At 71.7% G+C, this 24,822-nt stretch carries 18 protein-coding genes and 2 pseudogenes; 8 read left to right on the top strand and 12 right to left on the bottom strand.

From position 1 onward, the window contains the following. Positions 1-124: 124 nt before the first annotated feature. From Raf01_RS35760 to mraZ, 4 genes are all read right to left on the bottom strand, one after another. Positions 125-1,957 (bottom strand): peptidoglycan D,D-transpeptidase FtsI family protein, encoded by a 1,833-nt coding sequence (locus tag Raf01_RS35760; RefSeq protein ID WP_373319677.1) that lies wholly within the window; start codon positions 1,955-1,957, stop codon positions 125-127. A 513-nt stretch (positions 1,958-2,470) separates the two neighbouring features. Further along, entirely contained in the window at positions 2,471-3,058 is a 588-nt protein-coding gene (gene ftsL / locus Raf01_RS35755; protein ID WP_203922526.1) for a cell division protein FtsL, read from the bottom strand. Further along, positions 3,055-4,173 carry a 16S rRNA (cytosine(1402)-N(4))-methyltransferase RsmH gene (rsmH, locus tag Raf01_RS35750; RefSeq protein ID WP_203922525.1) on the bottom strand — a complete coding sequence of 373 codons (1,119 nt, stop codon included), beginning with the start codon at positions 4,171-4,173 and terminating at the stop codon, positions 3,055-3,057. The genes ftsL and rsmH overlap by 4 nt, the downstream gene beginning before the upstream one ends. Before the next feature lie 199 nt (positions 4,174-4,372). Beyond that, positions 4,373-4,804, bottom strand: coding sequence for a division/cell wall cluster transcriptional repressor MraZ (mraZ, locus tag Raf01_RS35745; RefSeq protein WP_203922524.1), 432 nt, complete (start codon positions 4,802-4,804; stop codon positions 4,373-4,375). 504 nt (positions 4,805-5,308) lie between these two features. Between mraZ and Raf01_RS51265 the strand changes: the two are divergent. The 4 genes and pseudogenes from Raf01_RS51265 to Raf01_RS35725 form a co-directional block, all read left to right on the top strand. Then, positions 5,309-5,938, top strand: a pseudogene (locus Raf01_RS51265) (Mur ligase family protein); the annotation flags it as partial. Positions 5,939-6,556: 618 nt separating this feature from the next. Continuing rightward, a pseudogene (locus Raf01_RS50050) lies at positions 6,557-7,153 on the top strand (DUF1727 domain-containing protein); the annotation flags it as partial. A 4-nt stretch (positions 7,154-7,157) separates the two neighbouring features. Continuing rightward, positions 7,158-7,865, top strand: coding sequence for a type 1 glutamine amidotransferase (locus Raf01_RS35730; protein WP_203922523.1), 708 nt, complete (start codon positions 7,158-7,160; stop codon positions 7,863-7,865). Positions 7,866-7,909: 44 nt separating this feature from the next. Further along, complete coding sequence (locus Raf01_RS35725; RefSeq protein WP_203922522.1) at positions 7,910-8,551, top strand: TVP38/TMEM64 family protein; 642 nt, start codon at positions 7,910-7,912, stop codon at positions 8,549-8,551. On the opposite strand, the gene leuS is transcribed toward Raf01_RS35725, so the two are convergent. Then, positions 8,535-11,405: a leucine--tRNA ligase gene (gene leuS / locus Raf01_RS35720; RefSeq protein WP_203922521.1), complete on the bottom strand. Its 2,871-nt coding sequence runs from the start codon at positions 11,403-11,405 to the stop codon at positions 8,535-8,537. The two genes, Raf01_RS35725 and leuS, sit on opposite strands and share 17 nt — an antisense overlap. Before the next feature lie 239 nt (positions 11,406-11,644). Here leuS and Raf01_RS35715 point away from each other — a divergent pair, with 239 nt between their 5' ends. The 4 genes from Raf01_RS35715 (at position 11,645) to Raf01_RS35700 (ending at position 17,234) form a co-directional block, all read left to right on the top strand. Then, complete coding sequence (locus Raf01_RS35715; protein ID WP_203922520.1) at positions 11,645-12,001, top strand: DoxX family protein; 357 nt, start codon at positions 11,645-11,647, stop codon at positions 11,999-12,001. 367 nt (positions 12,002-12,368) lie between these two features. Further along, on the top strand, positions 12,369-13,388 hold the full coding sequence (locus Raf01_RS35710) for an AAA family ATPase (RefSeq protein ID WP_203922605.1): 1,020 nt from the start codon (positions 12,369-12,371) through the stop codon (positions 13,386-13,388). A gap of 2 nt (positions 13,389-13,390) precedes the next feature. Further along, entirely contained in the window at positions 13,391-14,716 is a 1,326-nt protein-coding gene (locus tag Raf01_RS35705) for a DUF58 domain-containing protein (RefSeq protein WP_203922604.1), read from the top strand. A 37-nt stretch (positions 14,717-14,753) separates the two neighbouring features. Further along, positions 14,754-17,234: a transglutaminase TgpA family protein gene (locus Raf01_RS35700; protein ID WP_203922519.1), complete on the top strand. Its 2,481-nt coding sequence runs from the start codon at positions 14,754-14,756 to the stop codon at positions 17,232-17,234. Positions 17,235-17,470: 236 nt separating this feature from the next. On the opposite strand, the gene Raf01_RS35695 is transcribed toward Raf01_RS35700, so the two are convergent. From Raf01_RS35695 to Raf01_RS35665, 7 genes are all read right to left on the bottom strand, one after another. Beyond that, the gene (locus Raf01_RS35695) at positions 17,471-17,854 is read right to left on the bottom strand and encodes an SCO2097 family morphological protein (protein WP_203922518.1); all 384 of its coding nucleotides are present in this window, start codon (positions 17,852-17,854) and stop codon (positions 17,471-17,473) included. 80 nt (positions 17,855-17,934) lie between these two features. Next, a complete protein-coding gene (locus tag Raf01_RS35690) occupies positions 17,935-19,290 on the bottom strand; it encodes a DNA polymerase IV (RefSeq protein WP_203922517.1) in 1,356 nt (451 codons plus the stop codon). 137 nt (positions 19,291-19,427) lie between these two features. Continuing rightward, a complete protein-coding gene (locus tag Raf01_RS35685) occupies positions 19,428-20,642 on the bottom strand; it encodes an alkaline phosphatase family protein (protein ID WP_203922603.1) in 1,215 nt (404 codons plus the stop codon). After that, positions 20,564-21,295, bottom strand: coding sequence for a class I SAM-dependent methyltransferase (locus Raf01_RS35680; protein ID WP_203922516.1), 732 nt, complete (start codon positions 21,293-21,295; stop codon positions 20,564-20,566). Before Raf01_RS35680 ends, Raf01_RS35685 begins: the two co-directional genes overlap by 79 nt. 201 nt (positions 21,296-21,496) lie before the next feature. Continuing rightward, on the bottom strand, positions 21,497-22,531 hold the full coding sequence (locus tag Raf01_RS35675) for a CU044_5270 family protein (protein WP_203922515.1): 1,035 nt from the start codon (positions 22,529-22,531) through the stop codon (positions 21,497-21,499). 71 nt (positions 22,532-22,602) lie between these two features. After that, entirely contained in the window at positions 22,603-23,148 is a 546-nt protein-coding gene (locus tag Raf01_RS35670; protein WP_203922514.1) for an RNA polymerase sigma factor, read from the bottom strand. A gap of 100 nt (positions 23,149-23,248) precedes the next feature. Then, a partial coding sequence (locus Raf01_RS35665; protein WP_373319670.1) for a helix-hairpin-helix domain-containing protein occupies positions 23,249-24,822 on the bottom strand: 1,574 nt, incomplete at its 5' end.

The following is a 24,822-nucleotide window of genomic DNA, read 5'->3' as shown; positions in this document are numbered from 1 at the left end:
CGAGCAGGTCGGCGAGGTCGGCGAGCGGGCGCGGAGGCACCGTGCGGGGACGCGGATAGCCGGGCACGGCGTCAGACCCTACCCGCACCGGATGAGCGGTAGGAGCAGGGCCGCGCGCGTCGTGTCATTGGGTCAGCGTGAACGTCGGCACCGCGGTACCGGTCGGCGCCACCCCGTAATGCTGCAGCGTGAACGACATCATCTGCTGGAACGCGGGCGCGGACACGTCGCCGCCCTCACCGCCGGGACTGTGCGCGAACACCGCGATCACGTAGCGTGGCGCGTCGGCCGGCGCCATGCCGATGAACGACGCCACGTCGCCGGGTGCATACGAGCCGTTGCGCACGAGCAGACCGGTACCCGTCTTGCCGGCCACCCGGTACTGCGGGATCGCCGCCCTGTGCCCGGTCGCACCCTTCGCGGTCACCACCGCCTCCAGATCATGACGTAGCACCGCGGCGACCTGCGGGGACAGCACCCGACGGGTCTGCGGCGCCGCGGCCGGATGACTCGTACCATCGGGCGATATCGTCGCCTTGATGAGGTGTGGCTGGATGTATACCCCGTTATTGGCAATTGTCGCGTACACCGCGGCCATCTGCAGCGGAGTGGTCGAAACACCGTCGCCGATCGGGATCGAACCGTAGCTGGAGCCGCTCCAGTTCGACGGCGGCTGGACCAGGCCCGCCGACTCGCCCGGGATCCCCTCCTTCGTCGACTTACCCAGGCCGAACTTGAGCTGGTAGTTGTACAGCGTTTGCGGGGTCATCTTGTCCGCGACCTCGATCGCCCCGACGTTCGACGAGTACGCCAGGATGCCTGGGAGGGTGATCTTCGTGCCTCTGTCCAGCGGGGTGGTGTCCGTGTAGTTCGTGCCGCCCTTGTTGATCGACCTACCGGGCAGGGTGACCGTGGTGTCCGGCTGGATCGCCCCGGACTGCAACGCCGCGCCCAGCGTGATCGCCTTGTGGATCGAGCCCGGGTCGAGCGAGATCTGGGTGTTCGCGTCAATCATCTGGTCCGAGGTGTACTCGCCGGGCTTGTTCGCGTCGTAGCTCGGGTAGCTGGCCTGCGCGAGCACCTCGCCGGTGTGGATGTCGATCGCCACCGCCGAACCGAAGTCGGCGTGGTACCCCTGCATCTGCTTCGTGAGCACCTGCTGGAACTCGTACTGGAGATCCCGGTCGATGGTCAGCTCCAGTGAGCTGCCCGGGTGCGCGGCCTTCGTCTCGTCGTACCCGCCGGGGATGGGCGCGCTCAGGTCGCCCTGCCCCACCTCGAACGTGTGCGAGCCGTCGGTACCGGAGAGCAGGTCGTTGTAGCCCTCCTCCAGCCCCACCCGGCCGGTCAGGCTGTCCCCGGTCGCGCCGTTGTTGCTGGCGAACCCGACCAGGTTGGCGGCCAGGTCGTGACCGGGCACCTCGTTGCGCTCGTCGTGGCCGACGCCGATCCCGGGCAGGTTGAGCGCCATCACCGCGTTGGCGGTCGAGATGGGCACCCCGCGGGCCAGGTACTCGAACTCGTCCTTGCTGCCGTCCGCCCGGGTCTTGCGGGAGAGCTTCGGAACCAGCTCCGACGTCGGTACGCCGAGCAGCGCGCGCAACGCGTCCGCGGTCGACGCGACGGCCTTGGCGTTGATCTGCGACGGGTCGGCGAACACGTACTTCGCCTCCACGGCTTGCGCCAACACCTGATGGTTCCGGTCGTAGATCGCCCCGCGCTGGGCGAACAGCGGCTGGGTGACCAGCCTGTCGTGCAACCCCTTCAGCGCGTACCCGCGCGCGTCCACCAGCTGGAGCATGACCAGCCGGCCCGCGATGATCGAGAACAGCACCAGCACGACCGCGGTACCCGCGCGCAGCCGCCGGGCCGGTTCCGCCAGCCGCGGCTGCCGCTTCGGCTTGCGTACCGGCCGGCGACGAGTCGCCGTGCCCTTGGCCGTGGCCCGGCGCGGCATCGCCTCGCCCGGCCGCCCCGCTCCCTGCCGGGCCGCTCCCTGCCGGCCGCCGCCACCCTGCCGGCCCCCGCTTCCCTGCCGGACCGTGCCACTGCCCTGCCGGACCGTGCCACTGCCCTGCCGGACCGTGCCACTGCCCTGCCGGCCTCCGACCTGCTGCCGGGCCGCGCCGGTACGGCCGCCCGCACCCGAGCGCTTTCCCGGCGCCGAACGGCCCCGCCGGTCGTCGGTCTGCTCATTGCGCAGCAGCTCGAGAGCCGGCCGGAACGGGTCGCGACCGACCCCCTCGCGGACGGTCCGGCCACGCGGCGAGTACCGGCGGGCGTCGGAGATCCCGCCCCGGCCGGTGGCCTGGCCACCGGCCGACCGGCCGCGCTGCTGCTGATCGGCCGACCGGCCGCGCTGCTGCTGATCGGCGTCCGACCGGCCGTGCAGCGGCAGGACCGTGGGGTCCGCCGATGCCCGGCCGGTCGATTGGCGGCGGGGTGGATCACTGCGGCGGGACGGCACGGCTCAGTGCCCCGCCCCGGTGGTCGCCCCCTGGTTCGCCGCGGTCTGCGTGGTGGCCTGCTGGCCGGTCACGCTCGGCATGCCGTTGGCCGGCTGCGGTACGCCGATCACGGCACCGTTGGGCAGCGTGATGTACGCGGGCTGCCCGGCGTTGACCATGCCCTGCGCCCGTGCCAGGGCGGCCAGGTTGGTCGGTGACGAGTCATCGGCCAGCTGCTCGTTGAGCTGCTGCTCCTGCTCGTCCAGGGTGTTCTGCTGATCCTCCAGGTGAGCCAGCCGGAACGCGTTCTCGTTGATCTTCGTGTTGAGTACCAGGATGCCGAGTACCCCGGCCACCACCACGACGAGGACGAGCGCCACGAACGGCGCCCGCGGCGCGGTGACCGGCGCCGGCGGCGCCACCCGCAGCGCCCCGCGGCCCTTTCCCCGGCGAACCGCCGGAGTCGGCGCGCTCGCGGGTGCCAGCGCTGTGGCCCCATCGGTGGTGAACTGCAGTCTGTTCGCGTTGACCGACCGGGCGCCTGGTGGCGCCGCTCGATCCACGGTGCGTGCTGGGCTGCGACGGGTGGTCGTCGCGGTCGACTCCCTCATGGCCCCTCCCCCTGCTCGGATTCCCTCGGGTTGCCCGGCCGCGCGCGACCCCCACGCGCCACCGGTTGGTGCAGTGCTTTGACCTGTGCCCTCTTGCTTTCATCGATACGTTCGGCCGCACGCAGCCGGACCGACGCGGCTCGCGGATTCGCCGCCACCTCCTCGGAACCGGGCAACTCGGCCCCCCGGGTCAGCAGCCGCAGCTTCGGACCGCTGCCCGGTAGTTCCACCGGCAAATCCACCGGCCCGGTCGACCGGGCCCGGGCCGCCATCGCCTGCTTGGTGATCCGGTCCTCCAGCGAGTGGTAGGACAGCACCACCATCCGGCCGCCGATCGCCAGCCGGTCCAGCACCGCCGGCAACGCCTTGCGCAGCGCGTCGAGTTCCCCGTTTACCTCGATGCGCAGCGCCTGGAACGTGCGCTTGGCCGGGTGCCCGCCGGTGCGCCGGGCGGGTGCCGGGATGGAGTCCCGGACCAGCTCGGCGAGGCGGGCGCTGGATGTGATCCGGGCCCGTCCACGCTCCCGGACGATCGCCGAGGCGACCCGTGAGGCGAACCTCTCCTCGCCGTACACCCGCAGGATCCGGCTGAGCTCGGCCGCCTCGTACGTGTTGACCACCTCTTCGGCGGTGATGCCGGTGGTCGGATCCATGCGCATGTCCAGCGGGGCGTCCTGCGCGTACGCGAACCCGCGCTCGGCCTCGTCGAGTTGCATCGACGAGACGCCGAGGTCGAACAGGGCGCCATCGATCTCGTCGACTTCCAGGTCGTCCAGGACCTCGGGCAGCTCGTCGTACACGGCGTGGACCAGGTGCGTCCGGTCGGCGTACCCGGACAGCCGCTCACCGGAGAGGCGCAACGCGTTCGGGTCCCGATCCAGACCGACCAGTACCAGTCGCGGATGCCGCGCGAGTACCGCCTCGGCGTGGCCGCCCAGTCCCAGCGTGGCGTCGACGTGTACCGCGTTCCGGTTCGACCGGCCGGGCGCGTCGAGGGCGGGGGCGAGCAGCTCAAGGCAGCGGTCGAGCAGCACCGGAACGTGTACCTCCGGCTGCGACCGAGCCGGCTCCTGGGCCGGACCGACCAGACGCCCGTCAGGGCGCTGTCCCCCCATTGCCGACCCCCTGTCGACCTCGTCGTGGCGACCCTGTAGGTTCACCACCTGCCGTACGGGTGATTCGCGGTCACCTCGGTACGGGTGCGACACGTTGCCGTACCGTCAGATCCCCATCCGCTCTACCCACCTGGCGCCGGGGAAGTGACGTCAGGAAGGCGAGCGGCTGGAGATCTCGCGGTACGGCAGCGTCACGCCGCTACATCCCGCCGGGTAGCACCCCCTCTTCGATGCCAGCGAAGTCCTCTTCGCTGTCGGCGAGGTAGCTCTCCCAGGACTGCTTGTCCCAGATCTCGACCCGGCTGCTCGCTCCGATCACCACGAGCTCACGACTCAGCCCGGCATATTCCCGCAGGTGGCCCGGGATGGTGACCCGGCCCTGCTTGTCGGGCACCTCGTCGTGTGCGCTGGCGAAGAACACCCGGCTGTATGCCCGGGCGGCCTTGTGAGTCATCGGCTGGTCGCGCAACTGGCCCGCGATGCGCTGGAACTCGGGCATCGGGAACACGTACAGGCAGCGCTCCTGCCCCTTTGTGATCACGACACCTCCCGCCAGCTCATCCCGAAACTTCGCGGGAAGGATCAACCGGCCCTTTTCATCCAGGCGCGGGGTATGGGTGCCTAAGAACACGGCCCACCCCCTGACGCCCGACCCCCCGGGACCGGCCGAACCTCCCAGCCCTGCCAGTGCGCCCCACTGTACTCCACTTCCCTCCACCGTCAACGAGAAAATCCCCGTGTCGGCGTGGGAGTTCCGAGCAAACAGGCAGCTCAGACGTGGTGGCTTCGAGTGGAGGGGGAGGCCGGGCGACATTCTTGATCAGCTATCCGACAAGCGCGTGACCGAGCCGGAAATACGGACAAAACGACTAGCGAGGCAGGACTCTCCGGTATCGGAGGCGCTCCGGGGAGCGATGTGGAGGGCCAAGGGGCGGGTACGACGTGTAAACGGAACGGGGGCGGAGCGCGACGGGAGAAGCGGCCCCTCTCCGGCTCACCGAGCTCCGGAGAGGGGCCGGAGAGAAACAGGAATCCGGCCGTCATCCCCGCCCGCGACGGCGACGCGCCGCAGGGCACCGGGTGTTCGCGGTTGGACTGGCGTTATCGGGCAACCGGGTCCGATACGCTTGCCCGCGTGACGACGCGGAAACCCCTCCGAGCCAAGCTCGCCACCTCCGTATCCAAGGGCGCGGCGGCGCTTTCGCGCGCCACTGGGCGGGGGGACGGCTCGGTCATCGGCGGACGACTCGGTCTGATGATCGACCCCGACCTGCTGGCCCATCTCTCCAACGGCCGGCAGATCGCACTCATCTCCGGTACCAACGGGAAGACCACCACCACCCGGCTGGCCACGGCCGCCCTCGGCGTCCTCGGCCCGGTGGCCACCAACTCCTACGGCGCCAACATGCCCACCGGGCACACGTCGGCCCTGGCCAAGGCCGGGGACACGCCGTATGCGGTGCTCGAGACCGATGAGCACTACCTGCCGCAGGTGCTGGCGGCCACCCACCCGAAGGTGATCGCGCTGCTCAACCTGAGCCGCGACCAGCTTGACCGGGCGAAGGAGGTGGCGATGATGGCCCAGCTCTGGCAGGAGACCCTTCGCGGCCAGCCGGTCCACCTGGTGGCGAACGCGGACGATCCGATGGTGGTCTGGGCGACCGGCGGTTCCGACCGGGTCACCTGGGTCGCCGCCGGGCAGCGCTGGCACGACGACTCCTGGGTCTGCCCGGAGTGCGGCGGCGCCATCGCCCGCGCCGGCGAGACTCCCCCGGCGGCGGCCTCCGCGCTCGCCGCGTCGGGCCAGGCCCCGGGCAGCATGATCGCCTCCGGCAACATCCCGCACGACGGCCCACCCGGCGGCCTGGCGGGCCCGATACCGGGCGCTGCCGGCCCAGGGATGCCCGGCGCGGTCCCCGGGATGCCCAGCGCCGCGGGGCCTGGGATGCCCGGCCCGGCCGGGGCCGCCTTCGCGCCGCCCGAGACGATCCACACCAGCGCCGCTCCCCCCAACGCCGCTCCGCCCAGCACCGCTCCCCCCAACGCGGTCCAGGCGAACACCGCCGGTGCCGCCTCGGTCGCGGCCGAGGCCGCGGCGGCCAGCGGCATCCGGACCAGCGCGACCGCGCCGCCCACGGTCGAGACCGGCAGCACGGCGCCCACGATGACCCAGTCCGGGCCGACCGCGCCGAGCATGGCGCCGGGCGGCCCGATACCGGCCGTCGTCGCCCCGGCCGGCGCGGCAGCCTCCTCGCCCACCGCACAGACCGCGCCCGGCCCGCTCCGCTCCGAGACGATGCCCGCGAGCCAGGGCGGCGAGCCGTCGGTCGACGCGGTCGCCGAGCCCCTGGTCGACTCCGGCGGCGGCAACCCCGACGCCGACTGGCACTGCACCAACTGCGCGCTGCGCCGCCCCACTCCGCAGTGGACGGTCGACAGCGACGCCGTCGTCGACCCGTGGGGTGTCCGGCACCGGATCACGCTCCAGCTGCCGGGTCGGGTCAACCGGGCGAACGCGGCCACCGCGCTGGCCATCGCCGCCGAATTCGGGGTACCGCCGGCCGAGGCGGCTCCCCGGCTCGCCGAGGTCGCCTCCGTGGCCGGCCGCTACGCCCAGGTGGAGCGCGACGGCAAGGCGATCCGGTTGCTGCTGGCCAAGAACCCGGCCGGCTGGCTGGAGGCGTTCGACATGGCCGACCACGCGCCGACCCTGCTGTCGATCAACGCTCGGGACCCCGACGGCCTGGACACCTCCTGGCTGTTCGACGTGGACTTCTCGCCGCTGGCCGGCCGGCCGGTGCTGATCAGCGGCGACCGGGCCTTCGACCTGGCCGTGCGGCTGGAGGTCAACGGAGTGCCGTTCACGCACGTCCGGTCGTTCGCCCAGGCGCTCGCCGCGACGCCGCCCGGCCGGCTCGAGGTCATCGCCAACTACACCGCCTTCCAGGACATCCGAGCGGAGCTGGACCGTGTCAATTAACGGAATGAGCGCTCTGCGCATCGTCTGGGTCTACCCCGACCTGCTGTCCACCTACGGTGACCGGGGCAACCTGCTGATCCTGTCCCGGCGGGCGGCCATGCGCGGGCTGCCGGTGGAGTGCTTCGAGGTGCGCTCGGACCAGCCGGTACCTGTGGACGCCGACATCTACCTGCTGGGCGGCGGTGAGGACGGCCCCCAGTCGCTGGCCGCGCAGCGGCTGATCGCCGACGGCGGGCTGCGCCGCGCTGTCGACCGGCGCGCGGTGGTGCTCGCCATCTGCGCCGGGTACCAGCTGCTCGGCCAGTCGTTCTTCGCCAAGGGCCAGCCATGCGCCGGCCTCGGCCTGCTCGACCTGACCTCGGACCGGGGACCGTCGCGGGCGGTCGGCGAGCTGGCCGGCACGGTCGACCCCGAGCTGGGCCTGCCCATGCTGAGCGGCTTCGAGAACCACGGCGGGCGCACCCACCTCGGGCCGAGCGCCCGGCCGCTGGCCAAGGTCTCGGTCGGCATCGGCAACGACGGCGCCACCGAGGGGGCCTGGAACGGCAGCATCGTGGGGACGTATTCGCACGGTCCGGCCCTGTCCCGTAACCCCGGGCTGGCCGACCTGCTGCTGCGCTGGGCAACCGGGATCGACAACCTGCCTCCGCTGGACGACGCCTGGCCGGAACGGCTGCGCGGCGAGCGGTTGGCCGCCGTCCGGGCGGCGTGAGCCTGCCGAGCGCTTCGCGGCTTCGCAGGTCACCCTGGTCGCGGGTGGTCCTGCTCGGCGTGGTGGTCGCCGCCATGGCGGTGACCGCCTACGCTCTGCCGCTGCAACGGCTGGCCGACTCCGCCGCGCGGCTCGGGCCGGCCCCGGTCCTCGCACTGGCGGTCGGGCTGCTGCTGGCCCTGGTTCCGCGTACCGCCGTTTCGGTGGCTTGCGGCGCCCTGTTCGGTGCCCTGGCCGGGTTCGCGTACGCGCTGGCCGCCGGGCTGCTCGCCGCGGGTCTCGCGTTCGCGTCGGCGCGGTGGCTGGCTCGCGGCGCGGTGGCCGGCCGGCTGCGTGGCCGGGCGGCGCGGTTCGACACCTGGCTGTCCCGCCGCGGACTGCTCGCCGTGGTGGTGGTCCGGCTGGTACCGATCGCGCCGTTCGGGCTGGTCAGCTACCTGTACGGGAGCACCGGCGTGCGTACCCGGCACTACCTGCTGGGTACGCTCATCGGCGCCACCCCGTCCGCGGCGACCTGGGCCGGAGTCGGGGCGGCCGTGATCAGCCAGGGTCGCCTCGGCGTGTTCACCCTCGCGCCGGCCGGGGCCGGGCTCATCGTCACGGTGTGCGCCGCGGCGTACTGGCGCTCCTCGATGCGCCGCGAGCGGATGAGCCCGACCGACACCGACGTCAGACCACCACGCTGACCATCCGGCCCGGTACCACGATCACCTTCCGCGGCTCGCGGCCGGCCAGCGTCTCGGCGACGGCGGCCAGCGCCGCCTCCCGTACCGCGTCCTGCTCCGCGTCCGCGGCGACCTCGATCCGGCCGCGCACCTTCCCGTTCACCTGCACCGGATAGGTCACCGACTCCACCCGCAGCAGCGCCGGGTCGGCGACCGGGAAGTCCACGTACGCCACGGTGTCCTCGTGACCCAGCCGGCGCCACAGCTCCTCGGCGACGTGCGGGGCGAACGGCGAGACCATCCGGACCAGCGGGTCGGCCACCTCCCGCGGGGTACCGTTTCCGGCCATCCCGGTGATCCGGTTCGCCAGCTCGATCAGCTTCGCGATGGCCGTGTTGAACCGCAGGCCCTCCATGTCATCGCGGACGCCCGAAATGACGCGGTGCAGGATGCGGCGCGTGTCCTCGTCGGCCGGCTCGTCGACGACCCGGCTCGCCCCGGTCTGCTCGTCGACCAGCGCCCGCCAGACCCGCTGCAGGAAGCGCTGAGCGCCGACCACGGCCCGGGTCTCCCACGGCCGGGAGACCTCCAGCGGGCCCATCGACATCTCGTACACCCGGAAGGTGTCGGCGCCGTACTGGGCACACATGTCGTCGGGGGTCACCACGTTGCGCAGCGACTTGCCCATCTTGCCGTACTCGCGGCGGACCTCCGCGCCGTCGTAGTAGAAGTGGCCGTCGCGCTCCTCCACCTCTTCGGCCGGCACGTACCTGCCGCGCTCGTCGGTGTACGCGTACGCCTGGATGTACCCCTGGTTGATCAGCTTCCGGAACGGCTCGAACGACGAGACGTGCCCCAGGTCGAACAGCACCTTGTGCCAGAACCGGGCGTACAGCAGGTGCAGCACGGCGTGCTCGGCACCGCCGACGTACAGGTCGACCCCGCCGCAGTCGCCGTCAGCGGCCTGCGGCCCCATCCAGTACCGCTCGTTGGCCGGGTCGACGAACGCCTGGTCGTTGGTCGGGTCCAGGTACCGCAGCTCGTACCAGCAGGAACCGGCCCACTGCGGCATCACGTTGGTCTCGCGGGTGTACCGCTTCGGGCCATCGCCCAGGTCCAGCTCGACCTCCACCCAGTCCCGGGCCCGGGACAGCGGCGTCTCCGGGTCGGTGTCGGCGTCATCGGGGTCGTAGGTCTTCGGCGAGAAGTCCTCCACCTCGGGCAGCTCGACGGGCAGCATCGACTCCGGCAGCGCCACCGGCAGGCCGGTCTGGTCGTACACGATCGGGAACGGCTCGCCCCAGTACCGCTGCCGGCTGAACAGCCAGTCCCGCAGCCGGTACGTGGTCGCCCCGGCACCGTGTCCGTTGGCCTCCAGCCACTCGATGATCGCCTTCTTGGCGTCGACGACGCCCATGCCGTCCAGGCTGAAACCCTGAGGTGAGCTCGAATTGATGGCCGGGCCGTCCCCGACGTACGCCTTTCCGTCGAAGCCCTCGGACGGCTGAACGGTACGGATGATCGGCAGCTCGAAGACCTCGGCGAAATCCCAGTCGCGCTCGTCCTGGCCGGGCACCGCCATGATCGCGCCGGTACCGTAGCCGGCCAGCACGTAGTCGGCGACGAACACCGGGATCTGCGCCCCATTGACCGGGTTGGTCGCGTACGCGCCGGTGAAGACGCCGGTCTTTTCCTTGGCGTCGGCGATGCGCTCCTCGTCGGTCTTGGCGGCGGCGTACTTGCGGTACGCGGAGATCGCCTCGCCCGGGGTGTCGTGCCCGCCGGTCCAGGCCGGTCGGGTGTCGGCCGGCCAGACCTTGGGCGCCAGCGCCTCGACCAGCTCGTGTTCCGGCGCCAGGACCAGGTAGGTCGCGCCGAATACGGTGTCCGGCCGGGTCGTGAACACGCGGACCGGCCCGGCCGAGGTCGGGAAGTCGATGTGCGCACCGGTCGAGCGGCCGATCCAGTTGCGCTGCATCAGCTTGATCGGCTCCGGCCAGTCCAGCGACTCCAGGTCCTCGATCAGCCGGTCACCGTACGCGGTGATCCGCATCATCCACTGCTTCAGATTGCGCTTGAAGACCGGGAAGTTGCCCCGGTCCGAGCGGCCGTCGGCGGTGACCTCCTCGTTGGCCAGCACGGTGCCCAGGCCGGGGCACCAGTTGACCGGAGCCTCCGACACATAGGCCAGCCGGTGATCGTCAACGATCTTGCGACGCTCCACGTCGGTCAGCGTCGACCAGGCCCGCCCGTCCGGCGTGGGCCGGGTCCCGGACTCGAACTCGGCGATCAGCTCGGCGATCGGCCGGGCCTTGCCGGCGCCGCCGCCAGCATTCCGGTCGTACCAGGAGTTGAAGATCTGCAGGAAGATCCACTGGGTCCAGCGGTAGAACGGCACGTCGGTGGTGGCGATGCTGCGCCGGTCGTCATAGGCCAGGCCCAGGCGGCGCAGCTGGCCGCGGTACCGCTCGACGTTCTCTTCGGTGGTCTTGCGCGGATGGGTACCGGTCTGCACCGCGTACTGCTCCGCCGGCAGCCCGAACGCGTCGAAGCCCATCGGGTGCAGCACATTGCGCCCGATCATGCGCTGGTACCGACAGTAGGAGTCGGTGCCGATGTAGCCCAGCGGGTGCCCAACGTGCAGGCCGGCACCCGACGGGTACGGGAACATGTCGGCCACGTACAGCTTGGGGGCCCCGGCCCTCGGGTGGTCCGGGTCGGCCAGCGGCCCGACCGGGTTCGGCGCCTGGAAGGTGCCGTGCTCCTCCCAGTAGTCCTGCCACTGGGCCTCGATCCGGTTCGCCAGCTCGGCCGTGTAGCGGAACGGCGGGATCTCCGACGCCGACACCGCCGCCTCTGTCGCTACCTCAGTCATGATCGCCACCTGTGTGTGAGTAGGGCCGGGATCGTCTTCGGGCACGAAAAAACCCCTCGCGCAGGAGGGGTCGCCGTGCTGTCGCTATCGCGTCAGCACGGCCGCCTAAGAAGCCGAGAGGCCCGAATCATGAGCGCAGTGTACCTCGTCCCGAACCGCGGCCGCTCGCCTGTTGACGCGGCGCCGCCGATGAACGAGTCTACCCAGACGGTTGACGTACTCAACAAATGGAGCCGCTCATGGACATCTTTCTCTGGGTCGTTCAGGCCGTACTCTGCCTGGCCTTCCTCGCCGCCGGCGGCACCAAGGTGGCGTCGCCGAAGGAGAAGCTGGCCACCACGATGGGGTGGTCAAAATCTTGGCCCCCGGCCGGCCTCAAGGCACTGGGCGCGGTCGAGGTGCTCGGCGCGATCGGCGTCGTGCTGCCCTGGGCCACCGGAGTCGCGACCGTGCTCACTCCGCTCGCCGCGGTCGGCCTGGCCGTCACCATGGTCGGCGCACTGGTCGTCCATGCGCGCCGTCGCGAGTACCCGAACGCGGCGCCGACGATCCTCCTGCTGATCCTGTCGGTTGTCGTCGCGGTCGGCAGGTTCTGACGATCGACCGATCGCTGTGCCGACGGCCGCGGCCAACGTGGCGGGCTGAACCCCTGCGGCCAGCGGAACGTGAGTGAGAAGTAGGGACCGACGAGAGCGGTGATAGGTTCCAGTGAATGGCGAGCTGCAACGATCTTGTTACGCCGGATAACCCGAACGGTGGTTACGTTGCTGTACTATTCGGCCCACTCGGCGTACCCCACAAAAGTGGCTAGCCTGAGAAGATGCAGGTGGTCCTAGCGGGGGAGGCAGGGACTGGTCTCCCGCGACCGCACTGGCGTGCCCGTGACCCGCACCGGCAGCCGTGTGGATACCAAGAGGAGGCCAGTTGACCATCCAAACTACCGCTGATGAGCTCGGTGGGCCGATGCCGGCGCCGGAATTCGCCGCCGCGGCCGAAGCCATCGTTCACAACATCGACCAGGTCATCGAGGGAAAGACCGCGACCGTGCGGCTCGCTCTCGCGGTGCTGCTGGCCGAGGGTCACCTGCTCATCGAGGACGTCCCCGGTGTGGGCAAGACCAAGCTCGCCAAGGCTCTCGCCCGTTCCATCGACTGCAGCGTGCGGCGCATCCAGTTCACTCCGGACCTGCTGCCCAGCGACGTCACCGGCGTCAGCGTCTACAACCAGGAGACGCGCGACTTCGAGTTCAAGCCGGGAGCGGTGTTCGCCAACATCGTGGTCGGCGACGAAATCAACCGGGCCTCGCCCAAGACCCAGTCCGCCCTGCTGGAGTGCATGGAGGAGCGGCAGGTCACCGTCGACGGGGTCACCTACCCGCTGCAGCGCCCGTTCATGGTCGTCGCGACGCAGAACCCGATCGAAATGGAGGGCACCTACCCGCTGCCCGAGGCGCAGCGCGACCGGTTCACCGCCCGCATCGCGATGGGCTACCCGGACGCCGGTGCGGAGCTCGCCATGCTCGACGTGCACGGCGCCGAGGATCCGCTGGTGGCGCTGCAGCCGGTGACCGACGCCGAGACGGTACGCGGCCTGATCGCCACCGTCCGGGACGTGCACGTCGCCGACGCGGTCAAGCAGTACGCGGTCAACCTCGTCAACGCGACCCGTGAGGCACCCGAGCTGAGGCTGGGCGCCTCGCCGCGCGCCACCCTGCAGTTGCTGCGGACCGCGCGGGCGGTGGCCGCCCTGGAAGGCCGCGACTACGTGCTGCCCGACGACCTCCAGGCGCTGGCCGTCCCGGTGCTGGCCCACCGGCTCATCCCGACCGCCGAGGCGCAGCTGTCCCGGCGGACCACCGACGCCGTGGTGGCGGATCTGATCCACCGGTTGCCGCTGCCCACCGACCGGCAACGGTCGCCGTACAACACCCGTCCCGCGACCCCGCCGCGCGACCCGCGCGATCCCTCGCCCAGGGGGCGATGACCGTGCGCGAGGGGCTGCGCGGGCTCACCACGCGTGGCAAGTCGTTCCTGGCGTGTGCCGTGGCGATGGCGGTGCTGTCCGTCGTGTTCGGCGAGAAGGACCTGCTCCGGGTCGCGCTGCTGATCGCGGCGCTGCCGCTGCTCGGTGCCTGGTACGTCGGGCGGACCCGGTACAAGCTGGCCTGCACCCGGACTCTGGATCCGCACCGCACCCCGGTCGGGGCGACCGCCCGGGTCGTGCTGCGCCTCCAGAACCTCTCCGGCCTGCCCACCGGCACCCTGCTACTGGAGGACCGGCTCCCCTACGCGCTGGGCAGCCGTCCCCGCCTGGTCCTGGAACGGCTCGGCCGGCACCAGGCCAGTTCGGTGGCGTACACGGTCCGGGCCGACGTCCGCGGCCGGTACGAGGTCGGACCGCTCGTGGTGCGGCTGACCGATCCGTTCGGACTGTGCGAGCTGACCCGTTCCTTCCCCTCGATCGACCGCCTCACCGTGATTCCGCAGGTGACCGCGCTGCCGTCGGTGCGGCTTGCCGGCGAGTACGCGGGTACCGGCGAGTCGCGGGCCCGGTCGGTCGCGGTCCACGGGGAGGACGACGCGGCCACCCGCGAGTACCGGCACGGCGACGACCTGCGCCGGGTGCACTGGCGCTCGACGGCCCGGGTCGGCGAGCTGATGGTGCGCCGGGAGGAGCAGCCCTGGGAGAGCCGGGCCACGCTGGTCCTGGACACCCGGACACTGGCGCATCGCGGCGAGGGTCCGACCGCCAGCTTCGAGTGGGCGGTGTCGGCGATCGCCAGCATCGCGATGCACCTGAGGCACGGCGGGTACCGGCTGCGGCTGGTCACGGACGCCGGAGTGGACATCGACGCCACCGAGGCCGAGGGGGACGGCGCGATCCTCGACCATTTGGCCGAGGTCAAGCTGTCCCCGAACAGCGAGGTGACCAACCTGATCGACATGGTGCGCCACCGCGCCGACGGCGGGATGATCATCTCGGTACTCGGCATGCTCTCCCCGACCGAGGCCGAACTGCTCGGCGCACTGCGCACCAGCAACGCCACCTGCGTCGGGTTCCTCATCGACAGCACCACCTGGCTCAACCTGCCGACCGCCGCTCGCGAGGAAGCCGACCAGACACAGGGCGCGGCCGCGCTGTCGCTGCTGCGCACCGGCTGGCGGGTCGTCGGCGTGCGACACGGCGACAAGCTGCCCGGGCTGTGGCCCCAGGCCGCGCGGGGCTCGCAGGGCTTCGCCTGGCGGGCGGCCATGGCCGAGACGGTGACCACCACCACCGGCTCCGGAGCCGTCGGCCGGCCGGGCACGTGAGCGGGCGACGACCGCCCGGAGAAGAGGACGGGTCACGATGAACCAACGCCGGCAGGTCACCCTCGTCGCCGCCGCTGCCACCCTGCTCGCGACCGCTCCGCTGGCCACCATCTACGAGACCTGGACCTGGTGCATCGACTGCCTGTTCGCGGTCGGCGCGGTCTGCCTGGCCGCCCTCGGCACCCGGGCGTTGCGCAGTCCGATGTGGACTCAGCTGCTGGCCATGCTCGCCGCGCTGACCATCATGGTGACCTGGCTGTTCGGCTCCAAGGGGGCGATCGCCGGGACCATCCCGACGGGTACCACCCTGCAGCACTTCGGCACCCTGCTGTCCAGCGCCAACCGGGACATCAACGACTACGGCATTCCGGTACCCGACCGGGAGGGCCTGCTGTTTCTGACGACGGCCTCGGTCGGCCTGGTGGCCATCCTGGTCGATCTGGTCGCGGCCGGCCTGCGCCGGCCCGCGCTGGCCGGGTTCCCGATGCTGGCCATGTACTGGATCCCGGTTCTGGTCCACCCGGACAGCGTCTCGTTCATCCCGTTCGTGGTCGGCGCGGTCGGCTTCCTGTGGCTGCTGGTCACCGACAACGTGGACCGGGTACGGCGGTTCGGCCGCCGGTTCACCGGCGAGGGACGCGACGTCGACCTGTGGGAGCCCTCGCCGCTGGCCGCGGCGGGTCGCCGGCTGGCCGTGGTCGGTGTGGCGCTGGCCATCCTGCTGCCACTGGCCATCCCCGGCATGACGAACGGCCTGCTGGACAGGTTCGGCGCCGGTGGTGACGGTCAGGGCATCGGCCCCGGAGGCAACGGCCGGGGCACCAGCGTCAACCTGTTCTCGGCGCTGTCCGGCCAGCTCAACCTGAAGAGCACGCACGACATGTTGAAGGTGACCACCAACGACCCGTCGCCGTACTACCTGCGCATCGGTGAGGCCGACCGGCTGGTCGAGGCAGGCTTCAGCTCCCAGTCCTCGCGCAGCGGGAAGTCCGTTACCAGCGCTCCCTCCACCGCGCCGATCAACCTGCCCGGAGTCACCCAGAAGAAGTACCAGGCGAACATCACGGTCACGAACAACCTCAACATGGCGCTGCTGCCGGTCTACAGCCAGCCGACGAAGTTCCAGAAGCTGGACAGCAGTTGGCTCTACGACCCCAACAGCGGCCTGGTCTACTCCAACCGCTCCTCTTCGGCCGGCAAGCAGTACTCCTTCGAGTTCCTGCACACCGACTACAAGCCCGAGGCGTTGCGCAGCGCGAAACCGTTGAGTCAGGACAACCCGATCCAGCGCATGGACACCTCGGTGCCTCCCCAGCCGAAGGTCGACTCGCTGGTGGCCAGCCTCACCGCGGGCAAGACGACGCCGTACGACAAGGTGCTCGCGCTGTACAACTACTTCTCCGCGGACAACAAGTTCGAGTACTCGCTGAGCACCGAGACCGGCACCAGCGGCAGCGACATCGTCGACTTCCTGAACAACAAGAAGGGCTACTGCGAGCAGTACGCGTCCGCGCTGGCCTGGATGGTACGGGCGGCGGACATCCCGGCCCGGGTCGCGTTCGGGTTCACCCGGGGAACCAACCGGCAGAACGACACGTACACGCTGACCAACGAGAACCTGCACGCGTGGACCGAGGTCTACTTCGCCGGGTACGGCTGGGTGCCGTTCGACGCCACGCCGACCGCTGGCGTCGCCGGATCGGTGAGCCCGGCCTGGGCGCCCGACGTCAACCACAAGGACCCGACCGGTAGCACCGGCACTGTCGGGGCACCCAGTTCGGCCGGGCCCGACGGCAGCAACCCGCAGGACCGTAAGCTGCCGGAGGATCCGGCCGGCGCCAGCGCGGGCGCCCACACCCAGCACCCGAGCGCGCCGATGTGGCCGTGGTACCTGGCCGGGGCGATCGTGCTGGTAGTGCTGCTGCTCGCGCTGCCGGGGTTGCGCCGGTCGATGATCCGCCGCAACCGCAGGCCGCGTTCCGCGGTGGGTACCGGCGTCCGCGCGACCGCCGGGGGCGAGATCGTGGACTCCCCGCCGGGCGAGATGAGGGTGGTCGAGGACGCGGGCCGGGCGGAGGCGGCACGTGCCGACGCCCACACGACCTGGGACGAGCTGATCGACACGCTGGTGGACTTCGACATCCCGGTGGACGACGCCGAGACGCCACGGGTGACCGTGGCGCGGCTGGCCGACTCGATGCTCCTCGGCGCGGAGGCGGCGGACGCGGTACGGCTGATCGGTCAGGCCGAGGAGCGGGCGCGGTACTCCCGGATACCGCTGCCAGCCACCGGCCTGTCCGAGTCGCTGCGCACGGTACGGTCGGCGATCTCCCACCGGGCCCTCTGGCGTACCCGGCTGCGCGCGGTCGTCCTACCGCCGTCCGTACTGCGCCGCTGGCGTGGCGGCCTGGTCGAGCGCACCAGCTCCGTCACCTCGACCGTGACCCGGTCCTGGGACCGCACCACACGAGTCCTCAGCCCACGCCGGCTGATCCCCGGCCGGGCCACCGCCCGGTAGAGCTTCGGGAGATCGGGCGCCCGCCACTCTCGGGCGGGCGTCAGCCAGACAGGGTCAGCCGCGGGTGAGCCGCAGGGGCGAGCCGGGGTGAGCCGCAGGGGTGAGCCTGGGTGAGGTGCAGGGGTGAGCCTGGGTGTGAGGTGCAGGGGTGAGCCTGGGTGAGGTGCGTGGAAGGGCGGCCCGTTAGGACCGCCCTTCCACGCCACACCGATGACTGTCCGGGACAGTCGAAGCGCTTACCCTCTGTCCTCCGGGCGCTGGCGCCAGCGCTCCTCCAGCCGGTCGATCAAGGAACTACGTCGTTGCCGGGTGGGTCGGCTGGCTACCCCGCCGACCGATCGCAGCTCGGTGCCGTGCGATCGGCGCAGGGATGTCAGCCCGAACGCGGCGGCGACCAGCATGACGACGAAACCCGCCACGCCTAGCAGGGCACTCTTGCTGACGGCACCATAAACGACCAACGCCAGACCAGCGACGACGAGAGCGCCGGCGACCAACAGCCGGCGTCGGGCGTGAAAACGCGGGTCGGTGGCGCGCACGGCCGAGGCGAATTTTGGATCCTCGGCAAGCGACCGCTCGATCTGCTCGAACAGCCGCTGCTCGTGTTCCGAGAGCGGCACGGCACTCCTCCCCGGTCATTGATGTCTCTCCAGTATGGATCGACGGACCGTGACAGCCGGGTGGCTGCTTACCGGCAAGTCTACGAGGGGCTACCCGGGTCGGAAAGCCGGTCGACACTCAGGTGTCGGGATTTTCCGGGAGCGGCCTCCTCTCGGGCCCCGTTCCAGGGTCCCGGCATCCCCGACCACTCCGACTCGCCGACCCGACCTGGGCCCTTGTCCAGCAGGCTGGCGGGGCGCACCGCCCCGGCGCCGAACCTGGCCACCGCCGCGTCGGCCGCGCGTTCCGCCTCCGCCCAGCCGTGCTCCCGGCCGTCGAGGGCGAGCTGGCGGGGCGCCCGCTCCGCCTCGATCAGCCCCTCGATGCGCACGCCGAGAAGCCGGATCCGGTCGCCGGGCCGCAATATGTCATAGAGCGCCCAAGCCGTCTCAAAGACTTCGTTGGTCACATCGGTCGGCCCGGGGAGTGTCCGGGAACGGCTGACGGTGCGGAAGTCGGCGAGCCTCACCTTGATCGACACCGTGCGGCCGGCCTGGCCCGTCTGGCGCAGCCGAGCCGCCGCCTTGCCTGCCAAGGCGAGCAGAGTGCGCCGGATCACCAGCGGATCGTCGATGTCGTCGTCAAACGTCGTTTCCGCACCGATGGACTTCTCCACGTGCTCCGGCACCACCGCCCGCGGATCACGTCCCCAGGCCAACTCGTGCAGGTGGCTGGCCGCCGCCTCGCCGAGCGCGGACCGGATCATGCCGACCGGCGCCTGGGCGAGATCGCGGATGGTGGTCAGGCCGAGCCGGCGCAGGGCCTCGGCGCTGCGCTCCCCCACTCCCCACAGCGCGGCTACCGGCAGCGGGTGAAGGTAGTCCAGGACCCGGCCGGCGGGCACGACCACCATGCCGTCGGGCTTGGCCCGGGTGGACGCGAGCTTGGCCACGAACTTGCTCGGCGCCACCCCTACCGAGCAGGTCAGTGCCTGCTCCTCCGCGACCCGGCGGCGGATCGTCGCGGCGATGGCCGCCGGCCGGCCGAGCAGGCGCCGGGCGCCGGCCACATCGAGGAACGCCTCGTCCATGGAGAGCGGCTCGACGAGCGGGGTGATCTCCCGGAAGATCTGCATCACCGCCCGCGACGCCCGCGAATATTCGGTGAAATCGGGCGGCAGGAAGACCGCTCCGGGGCACAGCCGCCGCGCCCTCACACTGGGCATCGCGCTGCGCACGCCGAAGGTCCGGGCCTCGTAGCTCGCGGAACTGACCACGCCGCGAGGACCGATCCCGCCAACGACCACCGGACGGCCACGCAACTCGGGGCGGCGGCGCACCTCGACAGAGGCGAAGAACGCGTCCATGTCCACGTGCAGGATGACGCAGCCGGTGTCGTCCGCGTCGGGTCCGAATCCGGCCGCGTCTCCCCGTGGCACCTGCTGGCTACGCCCCACGTCAGGAGGGTAACCCGGCCCCCCGACATTCCCGGCCGCTCGCGCCGGCGCGGCTCGCCGCCGCCCGGCGCCGGTCCGTGATGTCCGGCTCGTGCGCGCTGGTGAGCTTTCTAGCGAACTAGACCACCGCGGTCGCTCTAGGCCGATTGTCCACTGTAGACGACAAGGGGTACGCCGCGCTCTACGTCGCTGTCTGAACCGTGGTACGCGACCAGCCGGCACACGGTGTTCCGCTCCCGCCGGCTGTCCAGAACCACATACCGGTCCTGGCAGATCACCACCACGTCGCCGATGCGCGCGAGGTGCTCCTCGGGTACGGGGCCGAAGTACCCGGCGGCGACCGCCTCCTCGCGGCTGTAGACCCGGGCGGCCGGCCCGAGCGCGTCGCGCCACGCGGCCAGCACGTCCGGTACGGCGCCCGGAGCCGTGTGCAGATACCGCACCCGGGGCTCACCGGCCATCACCGCGACACCCTCGCGCAGCCGCGCGTCGTCGGCCAGATCGAACCGGTGGTCGGCCGGCACGTCCAGCATCCCGTGGTCGGCGCTGACCAGCAGCGCGGCATCCGCCGGCAGGCCGCCGACCAGCCGGGCGAGCAGCCTGTCCACATCGGACGCCGCCGCGGCCCACTCCTCTGACGCGATGCCCGAGACGTGCGCCGTGGTGTCCAGCTGGGGGTAGTAGCCGTAGACGAGCCGGTGCTCCGCCAGCGCATCGAGGATCCGGTCGGCCAGCGACTCGTCGGGGGCGCCGAGGTACCGGGCGCCCCGGTACACGGCCTCGCTCAGCCCGCTGCCCGCGAACTCGGGCCGGGCCACCACGCACGCCGGTACGCCGGCCCGGGCGGCACGCGCGAACTGCGTCGGTACCGGCTGCCACCGGCCCGGGTCCGGATCGCCGGACCAGGTCACGTGGCTGAGCACCCGGCGGGTACCGGGGACGTTGACCGTGAAGCCGAGGATGCCGTGCGCACCGGAGGGCACCCCGGTGCAGAGCGTGGCCAGGCTGACCGGGGTGGTGGACGGGAACGGCGCGGCCAGCTCGGTCAGCGTGCCGAGCCGGCCGGCGAGCACCTCGGCCAGGGTCGGGGCGGTCGGCGCGGCGAGCGGCAGCAGGTGATACCCGAGCCCGTCGACGAGCAGCACGACGATGCGCCGTACCCCATCCAGGCGCTCCCGCAGTCCCAGCGCGTCGGGACTGTCCGGCACGCCGAGCACGGCCAGCGCGCTGGGCAGCACGTCGGCCAGGCCACCGGCCGCGCTGTCGTCAGCGATCACGGCTTTCGCGCGTACACGTGCAGCGCAGTGGCGATGTCCCGGTAGGGCGGCAGCTCCGCGGCAGCCAGCTCGAATGCCAGCAGGGCATCCGGGTCGGCGTCGGCGACCCCGCCGGGTACCAGGTCGGCGAGTACGCGTACCCCCTGGATCTTCTCCACGGTCAGCCCGGCGGCGCCCAGCAGCGCGGCGGCCTCGGCCGGGTCAAAACGCCGGCGCAGCTTGTCGCCCGGTCCGGCCCGCCCGTCCGGGTCGCGCAGCAGCGCCCCGGCCGCGTCGAGGTGCCCGTTCATGGCACGGGACAGCACCGCGGCGGCCCGGTTGGCGACCACCACCGACAGTGCGCCGCCCGGGCGCAGCGTGGCCGCGAGCGCGTGGACCACCTCGGCCGGGTCGTCGACGACTTCCAGCAGGCTGTGGCACAGGATCAGGTCGGCCGAGCCGGCCGGCACCAGTTCGGCCAGGCGATCACCGTCGCCCTGGATCGCGGCCACCCGCCCGGCCACCCCGGCCTCGGCCGCCCGCCGGGTCAGCGCGGCCAGCGCGTCCGGGCTGGCATCGACGACGGTGACCCGGTGCCCGGTCTCGGCCAGCGGTACGGCGAACCCGCCGGTACCACCGCCGACATCGACCACGACGAGGCTGGCACCCCGGCGGTCGGTCTCCTCACGCAGCGCGGCCCAGACCACGGCGGTCCGCGGCCCGGCCGGTCGGGTGTGTGTTCGCTCCACTCCGGCAGCCTACGCGGACGGCGGTCGGGCTTGCGGCTGCGCCGGACCGCCCAGCCGGGCGAGCGCTACCAGCCAGCCGACGGCGGTCGGGCTCGCCGCGTGCCGGACCGGCCGGCCCGCGCGCTGCCAACCCCGGCGCACGCCGCCGCGACCGCGCCTCGGGGAGCACGGTCGCGGGCGGTCCCCCGTCGGCGGGTGGCGTCAACCCAACTGGTCGGCGTAGCCGTACCGCAGGAACAGGGTGTATACCGCGACCCGCCGCTCGCGCATCGACACGATCTCGTGCGCGTACAGCTCGCCGGTGTGAGCGTCGAAGATCATGATCGACTGCTGGTCGTTCTGCGGATCATCGAAGCTGACCGCCACGCCGGCACGCCCGGCCCGGTCGGTCACCTGGCCACGCCAGACGAATCCGGGCAGGTCGGCCAGGATGTCCAGGATCTGCGCCCGGGCCGCCCGGGGAACGATGTACGCCTGGTACTTGTCCATGATGGTCTTGGCCGTGGCACCGCCGCCCTCGTCCACGTGCAGCTTCTGGGCGAGTTCGGCACGGTCGGACGTCAGCGGCTGCCCCGGACCGGCCATGCCGGCCGGCACGTCGTCGTACGGCCGCCCCGGCTGCACGGCCGGCCTGCCGCCGAGTTTCTGCTGGTAGTAGCGCTGCGATGCGGCGTCGGGAAACTCCGGCGGCAACGTGGTCGTCCGGATCCGGCCGGAGCCGTCCGGTGCCACCCAGGTCCGCCGCTCCTCCACGTAGCTCATCGTGTAGCCCTCCGGGCTGGTCGCCTCCATCCCGCCCCAGTCCTTGTAGTCGTGGTACGCGTACCGGCCGGTGTGGCCGTCGTACGGAGTGGCGGTGAGCTGGCCGGCGAGCGTACGCAGGTAGCTGGCGGCCGGTGGCGGGTCGGTCTCGTACTGGTAGGCGATCGGTTGCAGTACCGGCCCCAGTTGGGTTCCGTTCGGCGTGCCGGTGGCCGTCCCGGCGTCCCGCCGGAGGGCGACCGCGGCGGTGGTACCGGCGCCGGCGATGACGGCCGCCGCCGCGGCGATCAGTACCAGCCGGCGGCTGGGCCGGGTACGCCGAGCACCGGCGCGGTGGGCCACGGCGCTGTCGCGCGCGGCGGCCTCGGCCCGCGCGATGAGCTCCCGCGGTGAGCACGGGGCGGGCGGCACCGTCACGTCCCGGGCCGGGTCGGCCGGCCCGAGGAGAGTCTGGATCTGGCGTTCTCCGAACATGGGATCTCCATCCGTTCGCGATGGGAGGCGGCGATGGGAGGCGGCGGGCAGCGGTGGGGGCGGCGGTGGCTTCAGGGGCGGACGGGTGCCGGGCTCGGGCGGACGGCCCGCGATGGCGCCGCCATCACGGCGGCCAGCCGTTTGCGGGCGCGATGCAGGCGTACGGCCGCCGCGGTCCGGCTGCAATGCAGCGCGACCGCGGCCTCGGAGACGCTGAGCTGCTCCCAGCCGATGAGCCAGAGGATCTCCCGGTCGGCGTCGGTCAGCATGGCCAACGCGGTGCGCAGGTCGATCAGGCCGGAGACCGAATCCAGCTCGCCGCCCCCGACGGGATGCGGCAGCGCGTCCGGCTCATCCAGCGGCAGTGCGGCGGGATTGGCGCGGCGACCACGCCAGTGATTGGCGAGCAGGTGGCGGGCCACCCCGTACAGCCAGGGCAGGCTGTGTTCGGGTACCTCCGCGCGACGGCGCCAGGCGACGACGAAGACCTCCTGGGTCAGCTCGACGGAAGCCTCCCTGTCGGCCAACCGGCGTAGCCCGTATCTCACGAGGTCCGGGTAGTGCGCGGTGTAGACGCTGGCGAACCATGACTCATCGCGCTCACCCGGCGATTTCATGTGATCTCCCCATTGCGGGCCGGTACGGACACCCCTCTATGTGTCCGCGGCCCCCGTCGCGTTACCGCTTCCGGGCGGGCAATGTGTGAGCCGCCGCGGGTCAGCGAAAGTCGCGGGACGGCGATCGTACCGGCACGCTCAGCGGGGCCAACCGGTCGGCGACCAAGTTGATCACGCCGTCGACCTTCTCCAGCATTCCCCGCACGAGCAGCGCGTGGCTGGTCCGGGCCACCCTGCGGTACCGCTGCCAGAGGCCGGGCGAGCAGACCACATTGAGCAGCCCGGTCTCGTCCTCGAGGTTGATGAAGGTGATCCCGCCCGCGGTCGCCGGGCGCTGCCGGTGGGTGACGATGCCGCCCACGCACACCCGGCGCCCTCCGGTCAGCCCGGCCAGTGCCTCGATGGGCAGCGCGCCGATCGAGGTCAGGTGCTCCCGAGCGAACTCGGCGGGGTGAGTCTGCGGGGACAGCCCGGTCGCCCAGACGTCGGCCACCAGCCGGTCGATCGCGTCCATCCCGGGCAGCACCGGCGCGGCGACCCCGCTGGCCGTGCCGGGCAGCCGCCCCTCCCGTTCCTGCGCCGCCGCGCCGGCCGCCCACAGCGCCTCCCGGCGGGACAGGCCAAAACAGGCGAACGCGTCCGCCGTGGCCAGCGCTTCGAGCTGCGCGGTGGTCAGTGCCGCTCGCCGGGCCAGGTCGACCATGTCACGGTACGGGCCGTGCTCCCGGCGCTCATCCTCGATGCGCTGGGCTACGTCGTCGCCGAGAGTCCGTACGGTGGCCAACCCCATCCGTACCGCCGGACCGCCCTTGCCCCAGTCGGTCGGCGGCTCGCCCCTCCCGCCGGCCCGCACCCGGCGGGCGCCGGCGACCTCCAGGCTCGCCTTCGCCCCGCTGGCGTTGACGTCCGGACGGCGGATCTCCACCCCGTGCCGGCGCGCGTCGTCGACCAGGGTCTGCGGCGAGTAGAAACCCATCGGCTGGGCACTCAGCAGCGCCGCGCAGAACGCGGCCGGGTGGTACCGCTTGAGCCAGGCGCTCGCGAACACCAGGTAGGCGAAGCTCATCGCGTGGCTCTCCGGGAACCCGAAGTTCGCGAACGAGGACAGCTTCAGGTAGATGTCGTCGGCGAGCGCACCGGTGATGCCGTTGGCCGCCATGCCCTGGTACAGCCGGTCGCGCAGCTCGGCCATCCGCTGCATGGACCGCTTGGCGCTCATCGCCCGGCGCAGCAGATCGGCCTCGGCGGCGCTGAACCCGGCGACGTCGATGGCCAGCTGCATCAGCTGCTCCTGGAACAGCGGCACCCCCTTGGTCTTGGCCAACGCCTTGGCCATCAACGGATGCGGGACCGTCGGCTCCTCGCGTCCGTTGGCCCGGCGCAGGTACGGGTGGACCGAGCCGCCCTGGATCGGTCCGGGCCGGATCAGTGCCACCTCGATGACCAGGTCGTAGAACTTCGTCGGCTTCAGCCGGGGCAGGGTGGCCATCTGCGCCCGGGACTCGACCTGGAACACCCCGATCGAATCGGCCCTGGTCAGCATCGCGTAGACCTCGGGATCGTCCAGCGGCATCGTGGACAGGTCCAGCTCGGAGTCGATCATGTCGAATGCGTAGTGCAGTGCCGACAGCATGCCCAGCCCGAGCAGGTCGAACTTGACCAGGCCGACGTCGG

This window comes from Rugosimonospora africana, from assembly GCF_016862975.1.
Classification (GTDB): domain Bacteria; phylum Actinomycetota; class Actinomycetes; order Mycobacteriales; family Micromonosporaceae; genus Rugosimonospora; species Rugosimonospora africana.
This window is presented reverse-complemented; position numbering and strand designations above follow the sequence as displayed.